This window comes from Bradyrhizobium sp. MI1.11, assembly GCF_055811255.1.
The window spans coordinates 40,683-65,421 of record NZ_JBVVPM010000037.1 but is presented as its reverse complement, the minus strand read 5'-3'; the positions used below and the strand labels follow the sequence as shown (position 1 = coordinate 65,421).

Below are 24,739 nucleotides of genomic sequence, written 5' to 3'. Positions count from 1 at the left end.
ATTTGCCCCGCCCGGCCGGCCAAACCCGAGGACGGAAACCGCCATGCCAGCCTATCGCTCCCGCACCACCACCCACGGCCGCAACATGGCGGGCGCCCGCGGCCTCTGGCGCGCAACCGGCATGAAGGATGGCGATTTCGGCAAGCCGATCATCGCGGTGGTCAATTCCTTCACCCAGTTCGTGCCCGGCCACGTCCATCTCAAGGACCTCGGCCAGCTCGTCGCCCGCGAGATCGAGCAGGCCGGCGGCGTGGCGAAAGAGTTCAACACCATCGCGGTCGACGACGGCATCGCGATGGGCCATGACGGCATGCTCTACAGCCTGCCGTCGCGCGAACTGATCGCCGACAGCGTCGAGTACATGGTCAACGCCCATTGCGCCGACGGCATGGTCTGCATCTCCAATTGCGACAAGATCACGCCCGGCATGCTGATGGCGGCGCTGCGGCTCAACATCCCCGCCGTGTTCGTCTCGGGCGGACCGATGGAGGCCGGCAAGGTCACGCTGCAGGGCAAGACCAAGGCGGTCGACCTGATCGATGCCATGGTCGCAGCCGCCGACTCCAAGGTCAGCGACGAGGACGTCAAGGTGATCGAGCGCTCGGCATGCCCGACCTGCGGCTCGTGCTCGGGCATGTTCACCGCCAATTCGATGAACTGCCTCACGGAAGCCCTCGGCCTTGCGCTCCCCGGCAACGGCACGGTGGTCGCGACCCATGCCGATCGCAAGCGCCTGTTCGTCGAGGCCGGCCACACCATCGTCGACATCGTGCGCCGCCACTACGAGCAGGACGACGCCTCTGTGCTGCCGCGCAATGTCGCGAACTTCAAGGCGTTCGAGAACGCGATGACGCTGGACATCGCGATGGGCGGCTCGACCAACACGGTGCTGCATCTGCTCGCCGCCGCCCATGAAGGCCAGGTCGAGTTCACCATGCAGGACATCGACCGCCTGTCGCGACGCGTGCCCGTGCTCTGCAAGGTCGCACCATCAGTCGCCGACGTGCATGTCGAGGACGTGCATCGCGCCGGCGGCATCATGGGCATCCTGGGCGAGCTCGACCGCGCCGGCCTGATCGACACGTCGGTTTCGACCGTGCACGCGCCGACCATGAACGACGCGCTGGAACGCTGGGACATCAAGCGCTCCAGGAGCGAGTCCGTCCGCACCTTCTTCCGTGCTTCGCCCGGCGGGATCCCGACCCAGGTCGCCTTCAGCCAGGAGCGGCGCTACGACGAGCTCGATACCGATCGCGAGAAGGGCGTCGTCCGCAACCTCGAGCACGCCTTCAGCAAGGACGGCGGTCTTGCCGTGCTCTACGGCAACCTCGCGCAGGACGGCTGCATCGTGAAGACCGCCGGCGTCGACGCCTCGATCCTGAAATTCTCCGGCCCCGCCCGCGTGTTCGAGAGCCAGGACGCGGCCGTCGAAGGCATTCTGGGCGGCAAGGTCGTCGCCGGCGAGGTCGTGGTCATCATCTATGAAGGCCCGCGCGGCGGCCCCGGCATGCAGGAGATGCTGTATCCGACCAGCTATCTGAAATCGATGGGGCTGGGCAAAGCCTGCGCGCTCGTCACCGACGGACGCTTCTCGGGCGGCTCGTCGGGCCTGTCGATCGGCCATCTGTCGCCGGAAGCGGCCGAAGGCGGCAACATCGGTCTCGTCAGGACCGGCGATCGCATCGCCATCGACATCCCGAACCGCAGCATCACCCTCGAGGTCTCCGACGAGGAGCTCGCCAAGCGCCGCACCGCGGAAGAGGCGAAGGGTGATACCGCCTGGCAGGCGATCGGCCGCAAGCGCAACGTCTCGACCGCGCTTCAGGCCTACGCCGCGCTCACCACCAGCGCCGCGCGCGGCGCGGTGCGCGAAGTGAAGCGGCGCTCGAGGTAACAGCGTCTCGTGCGGGCGTGATGCAACTTTCGCGCATCGCGCATGGTCAACAAGTTCTGAACGGCCGGCGCAAGCCGGCCGTTTGCATTAAGGATGCCCCGACGAACTTCGGCAAAGCAAGGTTTTGCGGCGTATACTGCAGCGACCTTCGCAAATCCATTTCGGGCAATTGGGGCACCACAATAATGTCTCGCACTCTCGCTGTCGTTTTCTCGACCGTCGTCGCTGCGATTTCCATGACGAGCGCGGCCTCCGCCGGCTGCTACAATTGCTACACGCCGTCGCCGTGCACGACCTGCTACCAGCAGCAATATGTGCAGCCGCAATACCGCACCGTCGACGAGACCGTGATGGTGTTGCCAGGCGCCGTCGTGGCGCACCGCGCGCCGGCGCAGTACCGCACCGTGATGGTGCCGCAGACCGTGATGGTGGCGCCGCCCAGCGTCCAGTACGAACGCATCCCGCCCCAATACGCCACGCGCCAACGCGTCGAGATGGTCCAGCCGGGCTATTCCTATTACGCCCCGGTGCAGATGGGCTGCGCGTCCTGCGGGTACTGAGCCGGCGAAGCTACGAAAAATTCAAGCGGCGCTCCTTACGGGGCGCCGTTTCGCTTTTGAGGGCGGCAAATGAGGCCTGGAAACGGAAGCGACACCAAACCGGGCTTCGCGGCCGGGAACATGCTTCGCGAATGCGAGCCATTTCCCGATTCGCATGGCCTCGCGGCTGCGGTCTGGGTGGCTGCGCGTCCCGCGTGCTCACACCGCGCAGCTTTTTGAACCGAAGAGAAAGCATTCTTGCTTTCTGATCTCCAGCGCGCAGGCGTTTCGCCTGTCGTGCGTTTGAACACCGTGGAAAAATGCGCCTGCGTGCAGAAGCCAACGGCAAGCGCGACCTCGACCAGCGGCGTTTCGGTGTTTGATAATAGTGACTTGGCACGTTCGATGCGCTGATGCTGGAGATATTCATGCGGACGGTAGCCAGTCGCAATTCGGAATTGCGCCGCGAAGTGCATGCGAGAGAGACCGGCGATGTTTGCGAGGTCGGAAAGACCGATGTCGCGGTCGAAATGCGCTTTGACGTACTCTTCGACACGACGCAGACGCCACTTGGGCAAGCCATTGACCTTGATCTGTGGGCCTTCGAGCCGAGCCACATGCATGGCGAGGGTCCGGCCTATGCAACGTGCAAACTCCCTGTTGGTCGTGTCCCCATACCCGGTCAGCACCTTTGCAAGTTGATCGACGAGAGGATCACGCAACAATACCAGTTCATTCATGCTTTCGGCCGCGAGTAACTGTCGCGTCGATTGCTGTGAAATCATGTAGTCGGCAGAAACGCGGAAGTGCAGGAAGTCACACGGCGAATGAAATTGCGCGATGATTCGCTTCGACGGCGCCGAGACGTACAGCGTGCCTGCCGGCATGTTGCCATCGAAGATCGCCTGCCCATCGCCGGCGAATGTCAGGCGGGACGCCTTGAGCGCGATTCCCAAAAAATATTGATCGGGTGGTGTCGTCGCTTCGGCACGCAGTGTGGCATCCTGCAGGTTGGTCCAGCGCGAGATTACGATGTCTCTGGCGACGACGCCGGGGTGGACTCGACGCCAGGACTGTTCCTGGTAGAGGCCCTCCGTTTCGAGTAGACTTTCATCTCGCAAGGGACAGTCTCGACGATTGAACGATCGCTCCACTTGTGTGCCGATGGACATCATCCGTTCTTTCCGGGTTTCGCGGCCATTGCGACGGTCGTGAAACCTCAACATGTGCGATAAAGGGAAAGATACGTCTGAAGGCGGATCGATATGGGTTATCGATTGCAAAATATTGCTATATCTCGAAAGAGGCAGTCACTGTCGAACGGAGAGTGTGGCGTCACGTTGCTCCATTGAGGTGCATTGGTCGTCTTAGCAATTCTTAGCAATTCACAACGCGCGGGAGTGTGTCCCATCGCTATCCTGACCTCGTGGCACTTAAGGGCCGCGAGGATCAAGGAGAATTCAGATGGAACAGCGTAGACGAATCGCCATCGTCACGGGGGGCAGCCGCGGTCTTGGGCGTAACACGATGGTCAGCCTTGCCCGCAGAGGTGTCGATACCATCTTCACATACAAGTCGGCACGCAATGAAGCTGACATGGTGACTGCGCAAGTTAGAGAGATGGAATCCCGCGCCATACCTTTGCAGCTGGATGTCGGCGACGTGAGCGCATTTGGCGGCTTTGTCGCGCAGGTGCGGGAAGCCCTGGCTTGCCTCGGAGCAACGCATTTCGATTATCTAGTCAACAATGCCGGCATTTCACATCACAATTCGTTTGAAATGACGACTGAGGACGAACTCGATGCCCTCTACAGGGTGAATTTCAAGGGCGTGTTTTTCCTGACGCAGAAATTGCTTCCGCTCATCAGAGACGGCGGCAGGATCGTGAACATCTCCAGCGGCCTCGCCCGGATCATCATTCCCGGCAGCGCGCCGTACGGCGCGTTGAAGGGCGCCATTGAGGTCCTTACGCGTTATCAAGCCAAAGAACTGGGCCCGCGTGGGATCGCCGTGAATGCTGTGGCCCCCGGCGCAATGCAGACCGACTTCAGCGGTGGTATGGTGCGCGACAATCCAGCACTTAACAAACGTGTCGCCGATATGACTGCGCTCGGACGTCCTGGTGTCCCGGACGACGTCGGGCCGATGATTGCTTCGCTGCTGTCCGAGGACAACCGCTGGATCAACGCCCAGCGAATCGAGGTCTCGGGCGGCATGGCGATCTAGCTGCCCGCAACGGCTGTGCGGACTCCTTGAAATCAAACCGGGGTCTCGCTATTTGCGTGGCCCCGCTATCTGCCGATGAGAGATCGTCAAGACGGACGGCGGGCTGGGAGGTCGACCCGATCAGACGTGGAAGTCGCACGGCGCCTCCAGAATGCTTGCGGCGGCGACGAGATCGGTCGAGCCCGTTTTCTCCGAATGCGCGCGATAGATTGGGCCGATGAGGGCGAGGGCTTCGTGGATGCGGCGAGTTCGTATCAACAAGCGTGCCAGCGGCACGGCAGCCTTTAATTCCCAACCAGGGGAGGCCTGCATTCCCGCAAGTTCAATGGACTTGCGCAAGGATGACTCGGCGGATTCGAAGTCCGGTTGGGGGCTTCTCAAGATAATTTGGCCTTGTGTGCGCAGAAGGCTCGGAAGGTAGAATTGCTGATTCATTTCCCGGGCCGATGACAGGGCGCCGTCGATCGTCGCGCGCGCCTCGTCATGATTTCCGCACTGGGATAGCCCATCCGCCAGAGCTATCGACGCTGTTGGAGTGAGCATGTGCAGGCGCTCGCGGCGAAGCCGTTCGAGCGCTTGTCGCAATGTCTCAACTCCGGTCGAGAAGTCTCCGGTCATCAAGAGCCATTCTCCTCTCAGCGCCAATGCGGCAGACGTGTGAGTTTTGATCGATAAACGTTGGGCGTGTACAAGCAAGCGTTCGATATACAGGGCCGACTCAACGGTGTTGCCGCTCCAAAGCAAGACAGGTACGGAGTGGGTGATCGCCATGGTGTAGTTGCTTGGCAGAGATATCTCCGCCGCATCGTCCATGGCCTTGATGGCCAGCTTGCAGGCGCTATCGGGGGATCCGCGGAGCCAAACGCAGCGTGCCAGCGAGATCTGGGCCCTCAGGCGATCGTCGTATCCGAACAGATTGATTTTCGCGCGGCCGGTCGTGGCTTCAAGCCTGGAACCGCGCTCGTAGTGGGCGATCGTTGCCAATTGGTCGCCTGCCATATGACTGGAAGCTGCCATCAGCCATTCAGCATTGATGCGATCTTCAGGAGAATCGCTGCGTTCTGCGATGGCTCCGCTGCGCTTCACGGCGGCCAGCGCCGCTCCGAAATCGCCAGTTCGGTTGAAGAAGAGGGCCAGGTCGCCCAGAAGGCGAAGCTGTTGGGGCGCTTGCCCGAGAGCCTCGGAGAGAACCAACCCACGCTCCAGGGCATTCCGAACCTCCGGCGTATTTCCGAGGGTGTACATCGTGGACACCGCCAGCGCTTCCTGCAGGCGCGCTTCGCTCTCGGGAATTTCGCCGAGGTCGTCTTTAAAGCTTAATGCCAGTTGTGACCAGTGCCGGCATTCGTTCAACAACCAGAGACCGAGAAAGAGCGGGGCGGTGTCGGCCGCAAGCTGAACGCCAAGCGGGCGGGACTTCTCGTTGGAAAATGTCCATTCGAGTGCCTTTCGCAAATTTCCGACATGCGGCGCGTGACGTCCAATATCAGCATAGGTGCCGTGCTCGAGCGCGGTGGCCTTGAACAGCTTCGAAAAATAGAGCGCGTGGCGCGCGGCAATCGATTCAGTCTGTTCGGTCTCGGCCAGCTTGGCGGCCGCGTATGCCCGAGTCGTGTCGGGAAGCCGATAGAAGACGGTGTCACCTTCCCGATGAACCCAGACGAGAGACCGGTCGATCAAGCTCATGATCGTTCTGGAGACGTTGGCGCTATCATGGTCGCCATTGTTCGTGATCGAACACGCGGCGTCCATTGTGAACAGACCGACGAGCATGGAGAGGGCGGATAGGACGCGCTGTTCCTCTCGATTGAGAAGCCTGAAGCTCCAGTCGAGCATCGATTCGAGCGTTCGATGTCGGGGAGCCGCGTCGCGGCGACCAACCAGGCCGAGGTCAACGTTACCGACAATCAGGTTGGCGACCCCAGAAATACCGTAGGTGCCAACCCTGCTGGCCGCCATTTCGATTGCCAGTGCAATTCCGTCGGTTCTTCGGCATATTCCGGAGACGATCGGCGCCTCGATATCGCTCAGCTCGCCATTGAATCCGCTAAACTTGGCGCGATCCAGGAAGAGTTGCACGGCTGGCGTGGCCAGCGCCTGCGCTGCGGTGGGGCACTCCTCCATCGGGCAGGCGAGAGGGCTTAGCAAATGGATCGTCTCGCCGTCGACACGCAGCGCTTCTCGCGACGTCGTCAGCAGATGGACAGCTGGAGCTTGTTGAAACAAGCGCGCGGCCAGTCCGGATGTTGAATCGAGGAGATGCTCGCAACTATCAAAGATGATCAGCACGCGTCTGCCGGTGAGGAAGTTCAAAATCTCCTCAACGGGATCGGCGCCTCCGATCCGGCAGCCAATTGCCGAGATGATAGCCTCGGGTATCCGTTCGGGGTCAGAGACGGCGCCGAGATCGACAAAAGCAATATTGTCGTCACCAAACTCCGCTCGCAAACGGTCCGCAACGGCTGTCGCGGTTGTAGTTTTCCCGATGCCTCCGGAGCCGACGATACTTACGAACCGACGTTCAAGGAGAAGTTCGACCAGGCTGTTGACAACATCGTCGCGGCCGACCAGCAACCGGGGTGGTGGCGGCACGCGGCCCGTGAGCCGGGGCGCCGGGGATGCGGTCGGCAGAGACGGCGCCTCGGTGGCCTCTCGCGTGACGGATGCGACGAAGCTGTAACCTACACCGCTGACATTGACGATGTAGCGTGCACCGTCGCGACCGTCTCCCAAAACGCGGCGAAGCGATGCAATGTGTACTCTGACACCCGCATCGTCGACGGCCACGCCTCGCCATGCGAGATCGACCAACTCGCGCCGACTGACGACCTCGCCGGCGCGATCGATCAGGACGATCAACAGGTCGAGCGCGCGAGAGCCGATCCGCACCGGCTTTCCGTCCTTGGTCAGCAAGCGGCGCGCGCGGTCCAGGCGGAAGTTTCCGAACGACGTCGTCGTTTCTCCTGAATGAAGATCGTTGTCGCGCTGGGGCGATAAGGGCGAGGGGGCTTCGGCTCGAACCTTCGCATGAACTGCCACCTGCGACTCCCTTTCCCCGGTCGATAAATATCGTGCGCAGGGCGCAGGCAAAATCTTCCAGAATCGCAGGTAAAATCTTCCAGAATTGTGACGCAGGTTGCGGAAAACTGATCCGCCCGGGCTATCCATTGGTCGAAGGGCGCCGGCCTTAGCCGTTATCGATGGTCTCTGGTTGGTCACCTGATCGACGCCAACGCCCGGGGCCGACACCCACATTCTCCGTGAAGGAATTGGTGAAATGGCTTTGGCTGGAAAATCCGCACGCAAGGGCAATCTCGGCTATCGAAAGCGTCGACCCTGACAGCATTGCTTGTGCCCGCTGCATGCGACGACCGAGCTGCCACTGATGAGGTGACATTCCGGTGGTGCGCTTGAAGGCCCGACCGAAATGGGCGACCGAAATGCGGCATTCCCGGGCGAGTTCGGCCATGGAGACGTCGAGCTGGCTGTTTATTAGGTCTTTCGCACGACGTTCCTGCCATGCTGCCAGCCCGTATGTTCGAGTTTTGTTTGCGCCATTCAACGTCGCATATTGTCCGAGCACGTTGATGCACGCAGCATCAAGGATCGAATCGAGCAGAAGTCCGGTCGTCGCGTGGGGCCGGTCCAAGGCCGCAAGAGCCGTCTCGGAGAGATGACGCATGACAGGATCGTCATGGCCGGTCGTCGGCCGATGGATGAAATCCGCGAATGCCGGTAAGTCATTCTGTTCGGCGTAGGCCTTCATGGTCGAAATCGGCATGTAAAAGTGCACAGTGCCGCCGGGATTCCGACAAAGGACCCGAGGATCTTCTCTAAGATCGATGATGTAGGTTGTTCCACCTTGCACGGGATCGGATGAGACGAACCGACTGCCTTGCCAGAATTCCTGCCGAATACTTTTGAGTGGAACGATCACCTGATAGGCGTCGAGAAAACCGAGCGAGCCGCTTGGCTTTCCTGTGGCTCCTCCTCTCAGCACCGAGACAGCGATGGTCCCTCGCTGCAAGGTACGACGGACATGGGTGGGAGGTTCGGGCAAACGGAAACTGGCTGCCAGATGCGCACCATAGGCGCCTTTGCTGGCCGATTTCCCACCGGTGGCGTGTGGCTCGCTCATCTGGAAACCTCGACGGCAATTATGCGGCCGAATGCTCGATCGATCGATCTCAAACGCACGATTTCGTTGACTTCTGGACGTCATGCGCGCCTGACGAAGTCGGCGAGTGGCTCGGCAAGTTCCCGGAACAGAAGCCCCCTGTAGGTCTTACTTGGTGCCAGTCCGAAGGGTCGAGCGTTGACGGCGCTATGGGTCTCACCGTAAAGAGCACTCACTGACCACGTTGGGTAGTAAAGCGGTAGTAACGGCCTTTTTTCGTTCAGCTCGCGCCGCTGCTAACCCTCTGAAATTGTTGCTCCGGAAGGGTGGCCGAGTGGTTTAAGGCACCGGTCTTGAAAACCGGCGTGCCCGCAAGGGTACCGTGGGTTCGAATCCCACCCCTTCCGCCAGTCGATCCGACCGGGGGTCTATCGGTCAGGCTTTCCGGGGCAGGTGATCCGTGAATCCAACATCCAATCCGGCCGGGCTCGACAAACTGAAGCTCCGCATTCAGGCGTTGCGCGCCAAGACCATCGCCAATGGCTGCACCGAGGACGAGGCGCTGTCTGCGGCCGCCAAGGTCGCCGAGCTGCTGGATCGCCACGATCTGTCGCTCTCCGACGTCGAACTGCGGGCGTCGCCGTGCGAGCGGAAGGTCTACGAGACCCATCGCAAGAAGCGAATTCCGCTGGACGACTGCATCGGCGCGATCGCTCATTTCTGCGATTGTCGGGTCTGGCGCGAGAAGAACGCGGCCGGCGAGAACCACTATGTGTTCTTCGGTCTCGGCGCGGATGTCGAAGTCGCGCATTATCTGGCTGAATTGATCGACGGCGCCGTGCGCGCCGAGCTCGGCCGTTTCAAGACTTCGATCGACTACAGCAGGTTCCGGCACCAGCAGCGGCACCTGGCCAATGCTTCCTTCGCGCTCGGCATGGTGGCCTCAATCGCGCAGAGGCTGGTGGCGATCAAGGCCAGTCGCGATCAGGTCAACGAAAGCACCGGCCGCGGGCTGGTGGTTCTCAAGACCTCGGTGGTCGATGCGGAGTTCGACAAGCTCGACCTGAAGATGCGGACCCAGCGCAGCACCAGCCGGATGGTGTCGATGACAGCCTATGAAGCCGGCGGCGCCGCCGGTGCGTCGCTCGCCATCAATCCCGGGCTTGGCAAGTCCCTTGGCGGGTCGCAGTCAAGGACCGCTCCTAAAGGGAGCTGAACGCGTCGGGGGAGGGCGTGCAGCCTCACCATAATTGCAGTTCAGTCGATGGATTTCTCGAGCTTCTGGGCTGCGCGGAAGTCGTCCATATGCTGCAGGTTCGGCCCGTAGGCAGCCTCTTTGGTCAGCAGGTGGTAGATCCGGGCCACGACGGTTTGGAGATGTTTCATTCGTCCGCGCGGCATCGCCCGCGCCTTGCAAAGGGCTCGGACCGCATGGGCTCGGAAATAATCAAAAGCGTCTGACATCGCGGACTCAACGTCCCGCGCAATGATTGGTTCTTGGATTGGTTCTTGTTCGCGCGTCCCAAAACGCCGCCAGGGACGCCCGCGCGTTCAGGAACCTGGCCCTCGCTGGCCTGTTGTTCGCACTCTCGTCCAGCTATGGAGGGCGCCCTTGGAAAGTACGATCATCGGAGAATTCGACACGCGCCGTGACGCCGAGCTAGCGGTTGAGCATGTCGTGCAGGAATGTGGCGTGCCGCGAAGCGACGTTTTCGTTCAGGCCGCCGGTGGTGCGAACACGTCGGGGACACGCCCGGCCGGTCCTGACGCCAAGACCGCGCCTGCGCCGGAGGGTCATCAGAAGCTGGAAGGTCCAATCGAGGTCTCCGTGGACTTTCACGGCGATGCGCCCGAGAAGATCGCGGACGCCCTGAAGGGCGCAGGTGCAAAGGCGGTCCGAACCAAGTAGCGGCGAGGGGAGACTTTGGCGCCGGAATCCGCACACGCTGAACAGTGACGCATGGATCTGAGTTGGGGAACCCCTTGCACGTTCAGCGCGTTTCAACGCGAACGCAAATGGCGAGGTCTCCCTGCTTCAGAGCTCATCGACCCTGATCCCCGGCGACACCGTCTGGCGGCGGTGCGAGGCGCGGCGTGTGGCGGTTCTGAACGATGCTGCCGCTTATTTCGCGGCCCTGCGGGAGGCCCTGCTGCAGGCGCAGGATCTCGTTTATATCGTCGGCTGGGATATCCATAGTGAAACCAGGCTGGTCGGCGAGTCCGGGCGAGCGGATGACGGCTTGCCGGAACAGTTCGGCCCGTTCCTGCGCGCGCTGGTCCAGCGACGTCCCACCTTGCGCATCAACATTCTCATCTGGGACTTTGTCTCGTTCTACGCTTCCGAGAGGGAATGGAATTCCGCGGCGAAATTCACCGCCGACACAGATGGCCGCGTCCGGTTTTATCTTGATTCCACACTTCCATTTGGGTCGGCCCAACACCAGAAAATCGTCTGTGTCGACGGTTCGCTGGCGTTCGTCGGCGGACTCGATCTGACGATCAGGCGCTGGGACACGAGTGACCATCGCGCCGATCACGCATCGCGCTGTGATCCCCAGGGCAAGCCATACCTGCCGTTTCATGATGTTCAATGCATAGTCGACGGGGATGCGGCGGCGTGGCTGTTCGACCTCGCGGAGCAACGCTGGCGCGCGGCAGGCCAACAGATTGACGATCGGCGCCCGCTGAAGAGCTTGCGCTGGCCGGCGAATGTGCCCGTGGAAGCTGAGCATATGCCGGTGGGTATCGCCAGGACCGAGGTGGTTTGTCCGACAGGTTCGACGCTCCGGGAAGTCGAACGCTCGTTGATCGCAGCGATCCGGTCAGCGACGAGCTTCGTGTACATCGAGAACCAGTTCACCAGCGCCACCAAGATCGCGCGCGAATTGGCGGAGCAGATGCTGCGCGTGCCTTCGCTTCGGGTTGTGGTCGTCACTCCGAAACTGCATTCCTCGTGGCTGGAATCCCAGGCCATGCAGAACGGCCGGGGCGCCTTCATCGACTGCTTCAGTTCAGCCGGCATCGCCGATCGTATCCGCTTCGTCTACCCGGTGTCGGGGAACGGGGACACGGAAGCGGCCGTGATGGTGCACAGCAAGCTCATGATCGTCGACGATCGGATCTTGAGGATCGGTTCGGCCAATCTAAACAATCGATCGATGGGCGCCGACAGCGAATGTGACCTGATCTTTGAAGCCACATCGGACGAGCATCGAAATTTCATCGCTTCGGTCCGCCGTCGCCTGATCGCCCATTTCTGCGGCCTCGATGAACAGACCGTCGCGCAGAACGACGATCGTCTATTTGCGCTCCTGGACGACGTCTCAAGAGAAGGTGGGACGAAGGCGCTGCGCGACGTGGAATCTTCGGTCCTGACCAGCGCTCTGGCCACGATGGTTCAGCCGGTGGCGGACCCTGAGCGGCCTCTTCATCTGGAGCGGGCGGCATCGCGCATGTGGAGCACGAAGACGATCATCGGGATGGTCTCGATAGCCGTGGCGCTTTGCGGACTCGCAATGGCCTGGTCCTACACGTCCTTGAGCGATTTCGCCGACGCCGGCCGGATGTCGACGCTTCTGTCTGCCTATTCGCAGTCCGTCTGGGGGCCGCCATTCGCGATAGCGGCTTTCGTCGTCGGCGGGTTGGTCGTGTTTCCGGTTCTCGTGCTCATTGCGGCAACTGCTGCCGCACTCGGACCATGGCTAGGTTTCGTCACCGCCATGACGGGGGTCGTGCTCAGCGCCTTTGTCCTGTTTGCGATCGGGCGGGCACTCGGCCGCGAGCGCCTCCAGCGTTTGCTCGGACGACGTACCGCGCGCATCCAGGAGCGTGTTGTCGGCAAGGGCATTCTGGCCGTCGTCGTCATCCGGATGATTCCGATCGCACCGTTCTCGGTGGTGAATGTCGTGGCTGGCGCGAGCACGCTGCCGCTGCGTGACTTCCTGGTCGGAACGCTGCTCGGCATGACGCCGGGCATTCTCGCCATGGCAGTTTTGGGGGCTCAGATCGCTGATCTCGCCAGGAATGCGTCCTGGGTCAACATATTGCTGCTCGCATTGGCGTTCCTGGGCTGGCTCGCGATCTGCGCAGGCGCGCAATTCGTCGCGACGTGGCTCGCCGGGAGGCGATGATGGCGCCGATGCGCTTCATGACGTGGAATGTGCATGGCACCTTCAATCTCAATCCGAAGTTCGATCTGGAAGGTATCTGTTCCATCATTCGCAAATGGGCTCCCGATGTCGTTGCGCTTCAGGAGGTGGATTCGCGATCGCGATCTGACGATCCGTTTGCGAAGCTGGCGAGTGTCGTCGGCGATCACCGTGTTCACGCCAAGTCGATCGTCACGGCGGATGGCGAATACGGCCAGACGCTCCTGAGCCGCTTCCCATTCTCCGGCCCGCCCGAGATCGTCGACGTGTCGTATCGTGAGCGCGAACCGCGCCGAGCGATCGCCGCGGGACTGCTGACGCCGGTCGGCGATGTCCGCGTGGTGGCCACGCATCTCGGCTTGAGTATCCACGAGCGCCAAGCGCAGGCTCACGCGCTGGTGAGCCTGATGAAGCCCGGAAGGACCGTCGTCCTCGGGGATTTCAACGATTGGTTCTGGATCAAATCGGTGCGGCGCGTGCTTGCGCAGGCCTGCCCAAACCGCACGCGGCTGCGAACTTTCCCGTCGCATTTGCCCCTGCTGCGGCTTGACCGGATCTATGCGACCTCCGACAGCCCGATCGGGAAGGTTTGGACCGACGAAGGGGCGCGGGCTTACTCAGACCATTTGCCCGTTATTGCAGACATCGAGATCGCCGGCGGGTCAAACGCGTCTTAAGCGCGATAAAAAAGTTCTTTCTGCAGAAGGACTTGGCTACTGTGCATGGGGTTGTTTTCGCACATTTATGCAGTCGGCCCACGCTGCCGCCCGGCGGGACCAAGGGGAACCCTTTCCTGACCCCTGCGTTATCTGGCCATGACGGAAGACATTTCCTACCGGCGCAAGCCCTTGACCCCCGAACAGCGGCAGGCGCGCGATGCGACACGCCGTATCGAAGCCGAAAAAGCCATGCGCGATCATGAAGCGGCGCAGAAGGCGTTTTATGCCAACAAGGAGCGGCTGAGAGCCGAACGGTTGGCACGTGAACAGACGGAAGCCAAGGGCTGACCGCGCGCTGTCGCCCCGTCAAAGATGTCCTTGCCTGCGAGCGCCGGCCTCAGTGCCGGTGAGGGACGCGCGTCACGCTCAACGCCTGCTTCAGCGCCTGAACGGCGGTTGCGAAAGATCTGCGAGGCGATTGCGCCTCGATCGCTTCGGCTGCGACGCGACAATCGTCGGCGACCTTGAGCAACCCGCTTCGCGCCAGGTCCATGGTGGAGAGGGCTGCCTGCTCAAGGCAGACCCGTTCAAGCCGTCGAAACTCCCGCAGTTCTTTGTTCATGCGTCAGCTCTCGATGTCTCCGGGCCAAGGCGCGCTGAGTCTGCTTAATCAATGGTAAACATCTCTGCCTAGCCGGGTTGGCTGGCGTAGAGCTGGTGGGTGACCTGCACACACCCGGTCTGGGCACGCCCAGCGGGCTTGACGGCGTTTGGCTTCCGCCGGAAGCTTCCAACGATCCAGATTTGAACCACGGAGACGTTCGCTTCCAGCCAGTCCGACCCCGATCAGCGAAAACCGAAATGGAGCTGACCATGACCACGTTCGACAAGCGCGAGCAGGGCTTCGAGGCCCAATTCGTCCACGACGAGGAACTCATGTTCAAGGCCACGGCCCGGTCCAACAAGCTGCTCGGGCTCTGGGCCGCCACCCAGCTCGGCCTCAGCGGCGATGCCGCGGCCAGCTACGCGACGGCGTTGGTGACGGACCATCTGGAGAACCAGTCGATGGACGACGTCGTGGGCAAAGTCTCGGCCGATCTTGCCGCCAGGGGCGTATCGCGCGAACAGGTCGGCCAGAAGTTCCAGGAATGCCTGCAACAGGCGGTTCAGCAGCTCGCGGCAAAATCCTGAACGGCGCGCCGTCGGCGCTCACAGCTCCATGTAGACGATCTCGATCGGCTCGCCGCCGAGGCCGAGAGAGAATTGCCCTCTGCCAGTGCTTCTGAAGCCGTATCGTTGGTAGAAGACTTCGGCATTGATCGTGGCTTCGAGACGGATTGGTCCGCTATGTCCGTCACGCGCCTGGGCGACGCCGATGTCGAGCAATCGCTGGCCAAGCCCGGAGCCGGCGGCCTCGGGCAGTACGAACAATCGGGTGACCTCGCCCGGCTCGGCGTCGACGAAGCCGACGATGACGCCGTTGCGAAGGCAGACGGTCATGCGTCCCCTGGCGATGAGCTCTTGGTAGAAGCGGGGCGTGCGCTCACCCATCCAGTTCTCGATCTGCGCCGGCGAATAGCATCCGTGCGCCAGACCTGCGATTGAAGCCTTGGTGATGTCGAACACCGCTTTCGCATCGTCCGCGCGTGCCGCCCTGAAAGACAGCTCTCCATCGGCGGAGCGCGGGCGGTCATTACTCGGCATGTTTGCGCATTCCGGAGTCGCTGAGCTTGTCGACGTAGGCTATGCCTAGGGCCGAGCCATTCCGGCTCGTCCGGATGACCCTGAAGGTCGAGCCGCGAGACGAAGGTCTCGTAGCCGCCGACAATGACCATCACGAGTAGGTTGGAGATCATCACAACGTCGATCAGCGCCAGCACGCTCATCATGATCTGCTGCTCGGTGAGATCAATCGCGTGCCAGGACAGATGCCAGAGCTCCTTCAGGAACAGCACGATGTAGACGCATTGCGCCACGATCAGACCGAAATAGAGCGGCAGCTGCAGCCAGCGCGAGCCGAAGATGATCATCGCGATCAAGCCCAGGCGCGGCAAGGGCAGGCGCGGTTCGGTGCGGAGTTCGGGTCCAGGCTCAACCGACATTCAGCAGCATCCTCGCACCAAGATCATCCCGCTTCCTGTAACCCGACAAGATGGCCCGCGGAAGACGTGAGGCGCCTGTCGCTTTCCGAGGACCGTGCTGTTTCGTGCTATCGTGCCCGAGCGGCCTTCGTGCGACGGCCAGGATCGGGAGGCGGGTGGTGGCTTGCGGACTATCTTGCGGAGTATCTAGCAGCAGCTTCGGCAAATGGCCCGGCGCGATCGCGCTCTCTGCTGCAATCCTGGTCGGCTGCGGCGGCGCTGAGGTATCGGCCACGCCGCTGACGCCATTTCGCTACGAGGCGCAGGCGCAGCGTCATTGCCCGCACGACCGGGTCGTCTGGCTCGATTTCAGCAAAGGCGTCTACTACGGCAAAAGCCAGAAGCGGTACGGCCAGGGTTTTACCGGCAGCTTCGTCTGCTTGAGCGAAGCCCGCGACAGCCTCTATCGGCGTTCGCTGCTTGGACTGCGGTAAGCGTATTTTTCGTGCTGGGTGCTCAGGCGAAGGCCAATGCCACGAGGCTGGAGCACAGCAAGACCAAACCGCCGGCGGTCAATGCCAGGAAGCCATCGGATACGAGGTCATGGTTGCGCATGGGACACCTGCCGCTCTCGTCTGCGATGCTCGATCGGATCGACTAAAAATGTCCGAACGCGCCGTCTTGAAAGGGTGATGCTTGCCGTCCGCGCGAGTGCCTCAGGCCCTCGTGCGGTAACCTTCAAACGCATGGGCCAGGAAGATCCCCGCGCTTACCAAACCCATCAGTGCCGAAACCGTCTCGATCATCGTCTCATTCCATTCCGCCCTGCACGCGAGAAAACGCGGGCGGCCTTGCACAGTCAAAAGAATTCCAGGGAGCGGCGCGACAATGGGGGTGGAGTGAGGATTTGGCGCAACAGAATGTCCAGCCGTGGCACAGCGCAGGGCGCCCGCGCCCCGTAGTTCAACGGGGCGAACGCATACGCCCCGTTTACCATCCCGGCGGGATCGTTGTGGGCTCCCCATTTCCGCCGTGTTCGGGTTGCGTTATCTTTACCACTTCCGACGCGGTGGTGGGCCGCCTCGGAGCAAAGGACCGGACAGCGCTGCCCGTAGTCAAAGCGGGTTAGGTACGCCTCCGGCAAAGTGGTATTTGGGGCGAATGGGGATCCGACGGTCAGATTCGGTTTTGCGGGCCGCGCGCGGTGTTGCGGCGGTCGCGACCTGCCTTGCGCTCGCCAATTGCGCATCCTCCAACAAATTCGCCAGCCGGGTCGATCCGAAATACGGCGTGTCCTCGAGCCCCCGGGTCGTGGCTTTGGGTGATCCGGTCCCGAAGGGCGGCGGCGCCTACCGCGTCGGCAAGCCCTATGTGGTGGGCGGCCGGACCTATGTTCCCGAAGAGGACGTCAACTACCGCGCCGAGGGAATGGCGTCCTGGTACGGCGACGATTTCCACGGCCGCCTGACCGCCAATGGCGAAGTGTTCGACATGGGCTCGCTGACAGCGGCGCATCCGACCCTGCCGATGCCGTCCTATGCGCGGGTGACCAACGTCTCAAACGGCAAGTCGCTGATCGTCCGCGTCAATGACCGCGGGCCCTATCACGGCAACCGGCTCATCGACGTCTCGAACAAGGCGGCCGAACTGCTTGAATTCAAAGGCAATGGGGTCGCCAAGGTCCGCGTCGAATATGTCGGCCGGGCGCCGCTGGAAGGCTCCGACGACCGCCAGCTGATGGCCACCTTGCGCACCGGGACCCCGGCGCCGTCACCCTCGATGGTCCGGGTCGCCTCCGCGCGACCCTTCGTGCCGGAGCTGCCGTCGTCGAACCGCGGCGCCATGCGCGGCGAAGTTCCGACGCCCGAGGGACGGCCCTACAATCTCGGCAACACCTCCGCCGACATGGCTTCACTCAGTGCGACCTCGGAAATGTCGGCCTCGAGCCGCAACCGGGGCCGGGCGCTCCAGAACGCGCGCGGCGTGTCCTATGACGGGGACGGCCGCTACGCGACCGAGAGCGCTCCGTCCGGCGCCTACGCCTCGGACGGCGCTGCCGAGGCCCGCGGCATCCTGAGCGGCCGCGGCCTCTACTGAGCGGCGCTTTCCTTCAAGAAACTCACCAGCGCCGCATTCACCTCGTCGGGCCGCTCCTGCTGGACCCAATGGCCGGCGCCCTCGATGATCAGCTTTCGCTTCAGATTGGGCAGCACGCGCTCGAGCTCGTTGATGCGCTTGGCTCCGATCAGGCCGGTGATGACGGCGTCTTTCGAACCGGCAATGAAGAGCGAGGGCTGATGGATCTGCGCATCCTGCCAGGGCGCCGTCAGCTCCCAATTGCGGTCGAGGTTGCGATACCAGTTCAGGCCGCCACGAAAACCGGATTTGCGGAAGGTTTCGGTGAAATAGGCAAGGTCAGTCTCGCTGAGCCAGGCCGGCAGAGGCTCCTCCGGGTTGCCGTGGCCGAGGAAGCCCTTGCCCTCCAGCACGAACATGGCTGCGGAGGGATCGGCAAGGCCGCGCCCGCCGAGCACGATGCGCATGGTCCGCGCGACGTCACGCTCGAACTCGGCTTCGGCAACGCCGGGTGCCTGGAAATACTGCCAATAGAAGTTGGTGATGCCGCCCTGGCGCAGGAGGTCGAGCGGCTTGCCGCGGCCGCGGAACGGCGGCGGCACGCTCAGGCCGGCGACCGCCGTGAAGATGTCCGGCCGGAACAGCGCCGCGTGCCAGGCCACCGGTGCACCCCAATCGTGGCCGACCACCATCGCTTTGCTCTCGCCAAGCGCCTGCACGAGGCCGACGATGTCGCCGACCGTGTCGAAGATCGAATAGGCTGTCGCCTCGGGCGGCGCTGAGCTCTGGCCATAGCCGCGCATGTCGGGGGCGACGACACGAAAGCCGGCCTGCGCCAGCGCCGGGATCTGGTGGCGCCAAGAATAGGAGAGTTCCGGCCAGCCGTGGCACAGCACCACCAGCGGACCCTGACCGGCTTCACGGATGAACAGATCGATGCCGTTGGCCTTGATCACGCGGGTGGAGGACATCGCTTTTCCGCCTTGTTTCAGGGGTTTGGTCAGAAAATCTGAGGTGCCACGATAGGGGCGGGACGAGAATCGTGCAATCTCGGGACAAGCGGCCACCCCGTGTTGTTCGCACCCGCTCCAACTGTTAGAACGCCGCTCTCAGGGCTTGGCCATGGAATTTCATCTTTCCTCGTTTGGGCGCCCCCGGTTCACCGCCGGAGCGCTGGCGCGTGGGCTGATCGCGACGGCTCTGGTGGCGGCAATCGGCTGGGGCGGAGCCCTCTACGCCGCCAACCAGAGCGTCCAGGGCGCCAAGAAAACGGATGACTCCGGCTTCGACGGCGACGCCCCGACCGCTATCCTGATCGAGGCCTCGAGCGGCAGTGTGCTGTTCGAGAAGAACGCCGACGAGCTGCGCGCGCCCTCCAGCATGATGAAGCTGATGACCGCCGAGGTCGTCTTCAACGCCATCAAGAAGGGCGACATCAAGCTGACTGACGAATACCGGATCAGCGAGAACGCCTGGCGCAGGGGCGGCGCCCCTTCCGGCGGCTCGACCATGTTCGCTGCGATCAACAGCAAGGTCACGGTGGACGATCTCCTGCACGGGGCGATCATCCAGAGCGGCAACGATGCCTGCATTGCGCTGGCCGAAGCCATGGCGGGCAACGAGCGGATTTTCGCCGCCGACTTCATGACCAAGCGCGCCCGCGAGCTTGGCCTGACGAAGTCGACCTTCGGCAATTCCAACGGCTTGCCCGACCCCGCCAACAAGATGACGGTGCGCGAGCTCGGCATCCTCGCCCGGCACATCATCCTCGACTTCCCCGAATTCTACAAACTGTTCGGCGAGAAGGAATACACCTGGAACAAGATCCGCCAGCCCAACCGCAATCCGCTGCTCAATTCGATGGAAGGCGCCGACGGACTGAAGACCGGCTACACCAAGGAAGGCGGCTACGGCATGGTCGGCTCGGCGGTGCAGAACGGCACGCGGCTGATCGTCGTCGTCAACGGGCTGGAAGACCCCGAAGATCGCGCCACCGAAGCCAAGAAGATGCTGGAATGGGGTTTTCGCAATTTCGAGACCCGCACGCTGATCGCGGCCGATCAGCCCGTCGGCTACGCCAAGGTGTTCGGCGGCGAGAGCCGCTCGGTGAGACTGGTCGCCAAGACGCCCGTGAAAGTGATGGTGCACAAGAACGGCACCGACAAGCTGATCGCGCGCGTCGTCTATAGCGGTCCGGTGCGCGCGCCGGTCGAGGCTGGGCAGAAGGTCGGGCTGGTCAGGGTCTGGCGCAGCGGCAACATCGCGGTGGAGACGCCGGTCTATGCCGCTGACGCGATCGGCACCGGCTCGACCCTACGGCGTGCAATCGACGGCGCCAGCGAGCTCGTGATCGGCATGTTCCGTGCGGGCGCCGAGAAGCTCTGATCATGAGTGAAAGCGCGGTCAAGTGGCCGTCCGGACGCGGGCGTTTCGTCACCTTTGAAGGCGGCGAGGGCACGGGCAAGTCGACCCAGATCAAGAAGCTCGCCGACCGTCTCAAGGCGGCCAGGATGCGCATCCTCGTCACCCGCGAGCCGGGGGGCTCGCCCGGCGCGGAGATCATGCGCCACCTCGTGCTGTCAGGCATGGGCAAGCTGCTCGGACCCGAGGCCGAGACGCTGCTGTTCGCGGCGGCCCGCGACGACCATGTCCGCACCGTGATCCAGCCTGCGCTCAACCAGGGCACCTGGGTGCTCTGCGACCGCTTCGCCGATTCGACGCGGGCCTATCAGGGCAGCCTCGGCCAGGTGCCGGCGGCGCTGATCAACGCGATGCAGCGGGTCACGATCGGCGATCTCAAACCGGACCTCACCATCATTCTGGACCTGCCGGTCGAGATCGGCTTGCAGCGCGCGGCCGCTCGCCGCGGCAGCGGCACGCCAGACAGGTTCGAGGCCGAGAAGCTCGGTTTCCATCAGGGCCTGCGCGAGGCCTATCGCAAGATCGCAGCGGACGATCCTGCGCGCTGCGTGCTGATCGACGCCAATTCTGACCCCGACACGGTTGCCGGGCGCGTCTGGACCGCGCTGCGCGATCGCCTGCTTCCGACGCCGGCATCGGTGGTGTCCATATGAGCCCGCGTCAGACCGAGCGCGAAACTGCCATGTCTCATCCGCGCGAGACGAGCGTTCTGTTCGGCCATCGCGAGGCCGAGACCGCGCTGCTGGCCGCCTATCGCAGCGGGCGCATCCCGCATGCCTGGCTGATTGGCGGGCCGCAAGGCATCGGCAAGGCGACGCTGGCATATCGGATGGCGCGCTTCGTGCTCGCTCACGGCCAGCCGTCCGCTCCCTTCGTGCAGCGCGCCGAAGACCTCGCCATCAATCGTGATGACGCCGTGGCGCGGCAGGTGGCGGCGAGCTCGCATGGTGGCCTGCTGACGCTGGAGCGCACCGCCAATGATCGCGGCGTGATGCGCACCGTGATCACCGTGGACGAGACGCGCGAGACGATCGGCTTCTTCGGCTCGACCGCAGCGGCCGAAGGCTGGCGTGTCTGCATCGTCGACACCGTCGACGAGCTCAATCCGAATGCCGCCAACGCGCTGCTGAAAATTCTCGAGGAGCCGCCGCAGCAATCGCTGTTCCTGCTGGTGAGCCACGCGCCGGCGCGTGTGCTCGCCACAATCCAGTCGCGCTGCCGCAAGCTGCGCCTGCGCGCGCTCGCAACCGACGACGTGATTGCTGCAGCCGCAACAGCTGCCGATCTCGACCCGAATGATCCGGCGTTGCGCGAGGCGGCGGAGGCGTCCGAGGGCAGCGTCGCGCGGGCGCTGACGCTGCTCGGCGGTGACGCCCTGAAGCTCCAGCAGCGCACGGCCGCGCTGCTGGCGCGGCTGCCGCAGGTCGATCCGCGCGAATTGCACACGCTCGGCGAATCGCTCGGCACCAGCGACCGCGTTGCGCTTGCCGCCTTCATCGACGGCATCGATCGCTGGATCGCGGAACGCCTGCACGCCGACGAGGCCAATGCCAACCAGAATCTGCCGCGCCTTGCGCGCCTAGCTGAGGTATGGGAAAAGATCGTCCGGGCCGCGCGCGACACCGAAACCTACAATCTGGAGCGAAAGCCCTTGGTTTTCTCGGTGTTCGGCTGGCTGGCGGACGCGACGCGCTAGAGCATGATCCGGAAAACTGTGCAGCGGTTTTCCGATGGGGCCATGCTCAAGACGATAAACTAACGCAGGTTCGTTTCCAAATTTCGAGAAGCCGGTAAAGGAATTCGTCGTGGCAGCGCGAGCTAAGAAAACCGCCAAGGGCAAGAGCAGCAAGAAGAAGGCTGCCACGAAGGCCGTCAAGAAAGCCGCGAAGAAGGCCGTGAAGGCGCGCACACCCAAAGCTGCCAAAAAGGTCAAGAAAGCCACGAAGACCAAAAAGACAGCCGCCAAGAAAAGCGGGAGGAAGAGCGCCGCGAAGACGGCGAAGAAGCAGGTCGTTGCAAAGAAGCCGGTGAAGACAGCGACCAAAAAGCTAGCCAAGGCCTCGGCAAAAAAAGAGGCTTCGGCGAAGAAGATAGCCAAGACGGCAAAGGTGGCTACGCCTGCCGTGACCGCCACACCAGCTCCTGTCGCCGCGCCGCCGAAGCCCAATGTCTCGAAGCCCAAGGCTCCGCGCGCGCCGAAGTCCATCGCAGCGCCGCAGGCCAACACGCCCATGGCCGTCCCCGCGCGCGACAACGTCTTCTACATCACGACCGCCATCGCCTATCCCAATGGCAGCCCACATATCGGCCACGCCTACGAGGCGATCGCGACCGATACGTTGGCGCGGTTCGCGCGGCTCGACGGCAAGGACGTGTTCTTCCTGACCGGCACCGACGAGCACGGCCAGAAGATGGTTCAGACCGCGGCCAGCGAAAAAATGTCCGTCTCGGAGCTAGCAGCCCGCAATGCCGGCCGCTTCAAGCAGATGGACGAGCGCCTCGACGTGTCGTTCGACCGTTTCATCCGCACCACCGAGGAACAGCATCATCGCTCCAGCCAGGAGATATGGCGGCGCATGGAAGCGAACGGGGATATCTATGCCGACATCTATGCCGGCTGGTATTCCGTGCGCGACGAAGCCTATTACGCGGAGGACGAGACGCGCCTGAACGACGACGGCGTGCGGCTCGGGCCGCAGGGCACCCCGGTCGAATGGGTCGAGGAGAAGAGCTACTTCTTCCGCCTGTCGGCCTATCAGGACAGGCTGCTCAAGCTGTACGAGACGCAGCCCAATTTCATCGGCCCCGACTCCCGCAAGAACGAGGTGGTGAGCTTCGTCAAGGGCGGCCTGCGCGATCTGTCGATCTCGCGCACGACGTTCGACTGGGGCGTCAAGGTGCCCGGCGACGAAGAGCACGTGATGTATGTCTGGGTCGACGCGCTCACCAACTACATCACTGGCGTCGGTTTCCCCGACGAGAGCGACAAGAACTGGCGTTATTGGCCTGCCGACGTGCACATCATCGGCAAGGACATCATCCGCTTCCATGCGGTGTACTGGCCGGCTTTCCTGCTGTCGGCCGGGATCCCGCTTCCGAAGCGGGTCTATGCCCATGGTTTCCTGTTCAGCAGGGGCGAGAAGATGTCGAAGTCGGTCGGCAACGTGGTTGATCCCTTCAACCTCGCCGACCAGTACGGCGTCGACCAGATGCGCTATTTCTTTCTGCGCGAGGTCCCGTTCGGCCAGGACGGCAACTACAATCACGAGGCCATCGTCGCGCGCATCAATGCCGATCTCGCCAACGATCTCGGCAACCTCGCGCAGCGCTCGCTGTCGATGATCGCCAAGCAGCTCGGCGGCGTGCTCCCGGAGCCCGGCGAGTTCAGCGACAACGACAAGGCGATCCTGTCACAAGCTGACGGCATGCTCGCGGCGTCTCGCGAAGCGATGGCGACGCAGCAAATCCATCACTGGCTCAATGCCGTATGGGCTGTGGTCGCCGAAGCCAACCGCTATTTCGCGGGCGAAGCGCCGTGGGCGCTCGCCAAGACCGATCCTGTCAGGCAGAGGACGGTGCTCTATGTCACCGCCGAAGTCGTGCGCCAGATCGCCATACTGGCCCAGCCGGCGATGCCGACGGCCTCGGGATTGCTGCTGAACAGCCTCGGGATCCCCGAAGGGGAGCGCAACTTCGCTGCGCTCGGCGGCGCAACGCGCATCGCGCCAGGTACGACGCTGCCCGCGCCGACGCCGGCCTTCCCGCGCTACATCGAGCCGGCAGCCTGAGGGCGTTCGCACCATGTTGGTCGACAGCCACTGCCATTTGGATTTTCCGGACTTTGCGGAGGATCTCGACGGGATCGTGTCGCGGGCGCGAGCGGCCGGCATCGGCCGCATGGTCACCATTTCAACGCGGGTGAGAAAGCTGAACCAGCTTCTGGCCATCGCCGAGCGCTACGACGACGTCTATTGCTCGGTCGGCACCCATCCGCACAACGCCGATGAGGAAGACGGCATCGCGCCGGACGAGCTGATCGCGCTGACGCAGCACCCCAAGGTCGTCGCGCTCGGCGAAGCCGGGCTCGACTATTTCTACGACAACGGCTCGCCGGAGGCGCAGGCGAGGGGTTTTCGTGCCCACATCGCCGCCGCCCGCGCTACCGGCCTGCCGCTGGTGATCCACACCCGCGAGGCGGATGAGGATTGCGGCCGTATCCTGGAAGAGGAGACGGCAAAGGGATCGTTTCGCGCCGTGTTGCATTGTTACACCGGCGGGCGCGAGTTGGCGCTGAAGGCGGTCTCGCTCGGGCTCTACATCGGTTTCACGGGCATCCTGACCTTCAAGAAGTCCGAAGTTTTGCGCGCGCTTGCGACCGAACTGCCGTCCGACCGTATTCTGGTTGAAACAGACTCGCCCTACCTTGCGCCGGGCAAGTTCCGGGGCAAGCGCAACGAACCGGCCTACGTGGTCGAGGTCGCAAAAGTGCTCGCCGAAACACGCGGCGTGTCGTTTGACGAGATCTCGCGCCAGACAAGCGAAAACTTCTTTCGCCTGTTCTCCAGGGTGAAAGCTTAG

At 62.9% G+C, this 24,739-nt stretch carries 24 protein-coding genes and 1 tRNA gene; 17 read left to right on the top strand and 8 right to left on the bottom strand.

All coding sequences use genetic code 11. The annotated features are described in order from the left end of the window. The first annotated feature begins 43 nt into the window (after positions 1-43). Both ilvD and AC0L30_RS29535 read left to right on the top strand, forming a co-directional pair. Positions 44-1,894: a dihydroxy-acid dehydratase gene (ilvD, locus tag AC0L30_RS29540; RefSeq protein WP_473405814.1), complete on the top strand. Its 1,851-nt coding sequence runs from the start codon at positions 44-46 to the stop codon at positions 1,892-1,894. 236 nt (positions 1,895-2,130) lie between these two features. Beyond that, positions 2,131-2,454: a hypothetical protein gene (locus tag AC0L30_RS29535; protein WP_473405820.1), complete on the top strand. Its 324-nt coding sequence runs from the start codon at positions 2,131-2,133 to the stop codon at positions 2,452-2,454. 35 nt (positions 2,455-2,489) lie between these two features. Here AC0L30_RS29535 and AC0L30_RS29530 read toward each other — a convergent pair whose 3' ends face one another. Next, positions 2,490-3,605 carry a helix-turn-helix domain-containing protein gene (locus tag AC0L30_RS29530; RefSeq protein WP_473405819.1) on the bottom strand — a complete coding sequence of 372 codons (1,116 nt, stop codon included), beginning with the start codon at positions 3,603-3,605 and terminating at the stop codon, positions 2,490-2,492. 292 nt (positions 3,606-3,897) lie between these two features. Here AC0L30_RS29530 and AC0L30_RS29525 point away from each other — a divergent pair, with 292 nt between their 5' ends. Next, positions 3,898-4,659, top strand: a complete 762-nt coding sequence (locus AC0L30_RS29525; protein WP_473405813.1) for an SDR family NAD(P)-dependent oxidoreductase — start codon at positions 3,898-3,900, stop codon at positions 4,657-4,659. 120 nt (positions 4,660-4,779) lie between these two features. Here AC0L30_RS29525 and AC0L30_RS29520 read toward each other — a convergent pair whose 3' ends face one another. Together AC0L30_RS29520 and AC0L30_RS29515 are read right to left on the bottom strand one after the other, a co-directional pair. After that, positions 4,780-7,698, bottom strand: coding sequence for an ATP-binding protein (locus AC0L30_RS29520; RefSeq protein ID WP_473405812.1), 2,919 nt, complete (start codon positions 7,696-7,698; stop codon positions 4,780-4,782). Positions 7,699-7,846: 148 nt separating this feature from the next. Beyond that, entirely contained in the window at positions 7,847-8,797 is a 951-nt protein-coding gene (locus tag AC0L30_RS29515) for a helix-turn-helix domain-containing protein (protein ID WP_219684324.1), read from the bottom strand. A 299-nt stretch (positions 8,798-9,096) separates the two neighbouring features. On the opposite strand from AC0L30_RS29515, the gene AC0L30_RS29510 reads away from it, so the two are divergent. Together AC0L30_RS29510 and AC0L30_RS29505 are read left to right on the top strand one after the other, a co-directional pair. Then, positions 9,097-9,186, top strand: a tRNA-Ser gene (locus AC0L30_RS29510). A gap of 50 nt (positions 9,187-9,236) precedes the next feature. Next, entirely contained in the window at positions 9,237-9,992 is a 756-nt protein-coding gene (locus AC0L30_RS29505; protein ID WP_473405811.1) for a DUF7168 domain-containing protein, read from the top strand. A gap of 41 nt (positions 9,993-10,033) precedes the next feature. Here the strand turns inward: AC0L30_RS29505 and AC0L30_RS29500 are convergent, their stop codons facing one another. After that, positions 10,034-10,240, bottom strand: a complete 207-nt coding sequence (locus AC0L30_RS29500) for a hypothetical protein (RefSeq protein ID WP_007591053.1) — start codon at positions 10,238-10,240, stop codon at positions 10,034-10,036. Positions 10,241-10,388: 148 nt separating this feature from the next. Between AC0L30_RS29500 and AC0L30_RS29495 the strand changes: the two genes are divergently transcribed. From AC0L30_RS29495 to AC0L30_RS29480, 4 genes are all read left to right on the top strand, one after another. Next, entirely contained in the window at positions 10,389-10,685 is a 297-nt protein-coding gene (locus tag AC0L30_RS29495) for a hypothetical protein (protein ID WP_473405810.1), read from the top strand. A gap of 187 nt (positions 10,686-10,872) precedes the next feature. Next, positions 10,873-12,906: a VTT domain-containing protein gene (locus AC0L30_RS29490; RefSeq protein ID WP_473405809.1), complete on the top strand. Its 2,034-nt coding sequence runs from the start codon at positions 10,873-10,875 to the stop codon at positions 12,904-12,906. Next, complete coding sequence (locus AC0L30_RS29485; RefSeq protein ID WP_473405808.1) at positions 12,906-13,601, top strand: endonuclease/exonuclease/phosphatase family protein; 696 nt, start codon at positions 12,906-12,908, stop codon at positions 13,599-13,601. The genes AC0L30_RS29490 and AC0L30_RS29485 overlap by 1 nt, the downstream gene beginning before the upstream one ends. 138 nt (positions 13,602-13,739) lie before the next feature. Next, complete coding sequence (locus tag AC0L30_RS29480) at positions 13,740-13,931, top strand: hypothetical protein (RefSeq protein WP_007591059.1); 192 nt, start codon at positions 13,740-13,742, stop codon at positions 13,929-13,931. A gap of 49 nt (positions 13,932-13,980) precedes the next feature. Here the strand turns inward: AC0L30_RS29480 and AC0L30_RS29475 are convergent, their stop codons facing one another. After that, positions 13,981-14,205 (bottom strand): hypothetical protein, encoded by a 225-nt coding sequence (locus AC0L30_RS29475; protein WP_007591061.1) that lies wholly within the window; start codon positions 14,203-14,205, stop codon positions 13,981-13,983. 251 nt (positions 14,206-14,456) lie between these two features. Between AC0L30_RS29475 and AC0L30_RS29470 the strand changes: the two genes are divergently transcribed. Further along, complete coding sequence (locus AC0L30_RS29470) at positions 14,457-14,774, top strand: DUF1476 domain-containing protein (RefSeq protein WP_007591062.1); 318 nt, start codon at positions 14,457-14,459, stop codon at positions 14,772-14,774. A gap of 18 nt (positions 14,775-14,792) precedes the next feature. Here the strand turns inward: AC0L30_RS29470 and AC0L30_RS29465 are convergent, their stop codons facing one another. Further along, on the bottom strand, positions 14,793-15,134 hold the full coding sequence (locus AC0L30_RS29465; RefSeq protein WP_473405807.1) for a GNAT family N-acetyltransferase: 342 nt from the start codon (positions 15,132-15,134) through the stop codon (positions 14,793-14,795). Next, positions 15,080-15,685 (bottom strand): YqhA family protein, encoded by a 606-nt coding sequence (locus tag AC0L30_RS29460; protein ID WP_473405806.1) that lies wholly within the window; start codon positions 15,683-15,685, stop codon positions 15,080-15,082. The genes AC0L30_RS29465 and AC0L30_RS29460 overlap by 55 nt, the downstream gene beginning before the upstream one ends. A 158-nt stretch (positions 15,686-15,843) precedes the next feature. Here AC0L30_RS29460 and AC0L30_RS29455 point away from each other — a divergent pair, with 158 nt between their 5' ends. Both AC0L30_RS29455 and AC0L30_RS29450 read left to right on the top strand, forming a co-directional pair. Further along, positions 15,844-16,158 (top strand): hypothetical protein, encoded by a 315-nt coding sequence (locus tag AC0L30_RS29455; RefSeq protein ID WP_007591066.1) that lies wholly within the window; start codon positions 15,844-15,846, stop codon positions 16,156-16,158. 667 nt (positions 16,159-16,825) lie between these two features. After that, positions 16,826-17,761, top strand: coding sequence for a septal ring lytic transglycosylase RlpA family protein (locus tag AC0L30_RS29450; protein WP_473405805.1), 936 nt, complete (start codon positions 16,826-16,828; stop codon positions 17,759-17,761). Here the strand turns inward: AC0L30_RS29450 and AC0L30_RS29445 are convergent. Then, positions 17,755-18,711 (bottom strand): alpha/beta fold hydrolase, encoded by a 957-nt coding sequence (locus AC0L30_RS29445; protein ID WP_007591074.1) that lies wholly within the window; start codon positions 18,709-18,711, stop codon positions 17,755-17,757. The genes AC0L30_RS29450 and AC0L30_RS29445 overlap by 7 nt on opposite strands. Before the next feature lie 151 nt (positions 18,712-18,862). Between AC0L30_RS29445 and AC0L30_RS29440 the strand changes: the two genes are divergently transcribed. The 5 genes from AC0L30_RS29440 to AC0L30_RS29420 all read left to right on the top strand — a co-directional run bounded on the left by AC0L30_RS29440 (position 18,863) and on the right by AC0L30_RS29420 (position 24,739). Next, complete coding sequence (locus tag AC0L30_RS29440) at positions 18,863-20,125, top strand: D-alanyl-D-alanine carboxypeptidase family protein (protein WP_473405804.1); 1,263 nt, start codon at positions 18,863-18,865, stop codon at positions 20,123-20,125. 2 nt (positions 20,126-20,127) lie between these two features. After that, positions 20,128-20,814 carry a dTMP kinase gene (gene tmk / locus AC0L30_RS29435; protein ID WP_007591078.1) on the top strand — a complete coding sequence of 229 codons (687 nt, stop codon included), beginning with the start codon at positions 20,128-20,130 and terminating at the stop codon, positions 20,812-20,814. Continuing rightward, a complete protein-coding gene (locus tag AC0L30_RS29430) occupies positions 20,811-21,857 on the top strand; it encodes a DNA polymerase III subunit delta' (RefSeq protein WP_007591080.1) in 1,047 nt (348 codons plus the stop codon). The genes tmk and AC0L30_RS29430 overlap by 4 nt, the downstream gene beginning before the upstream one ends. Before the next feature lie 109 nt (positions 21,858-21,966). After that, a complete protein-coding gene (gene metG, locus AC0L30_RS29425) occupies positions 21,967-23,949 on the top strand; it encodes a methionine--tRNA ligase (RefSeq protein ID WP_219684311.1) in 1,983 nt (660 codons plus the stop codon). Between the two features lie 13 nt (positions 23,950-23,962). Beyond that, a complete protein-coding gene (locus tag AC0L30_RS29420; protein ID WP_473405803.1) occupies positions 23,963-24,739 on the top strand; it encodes a TatD family hydrolase in 777 nt (258 codons plus the stop codon).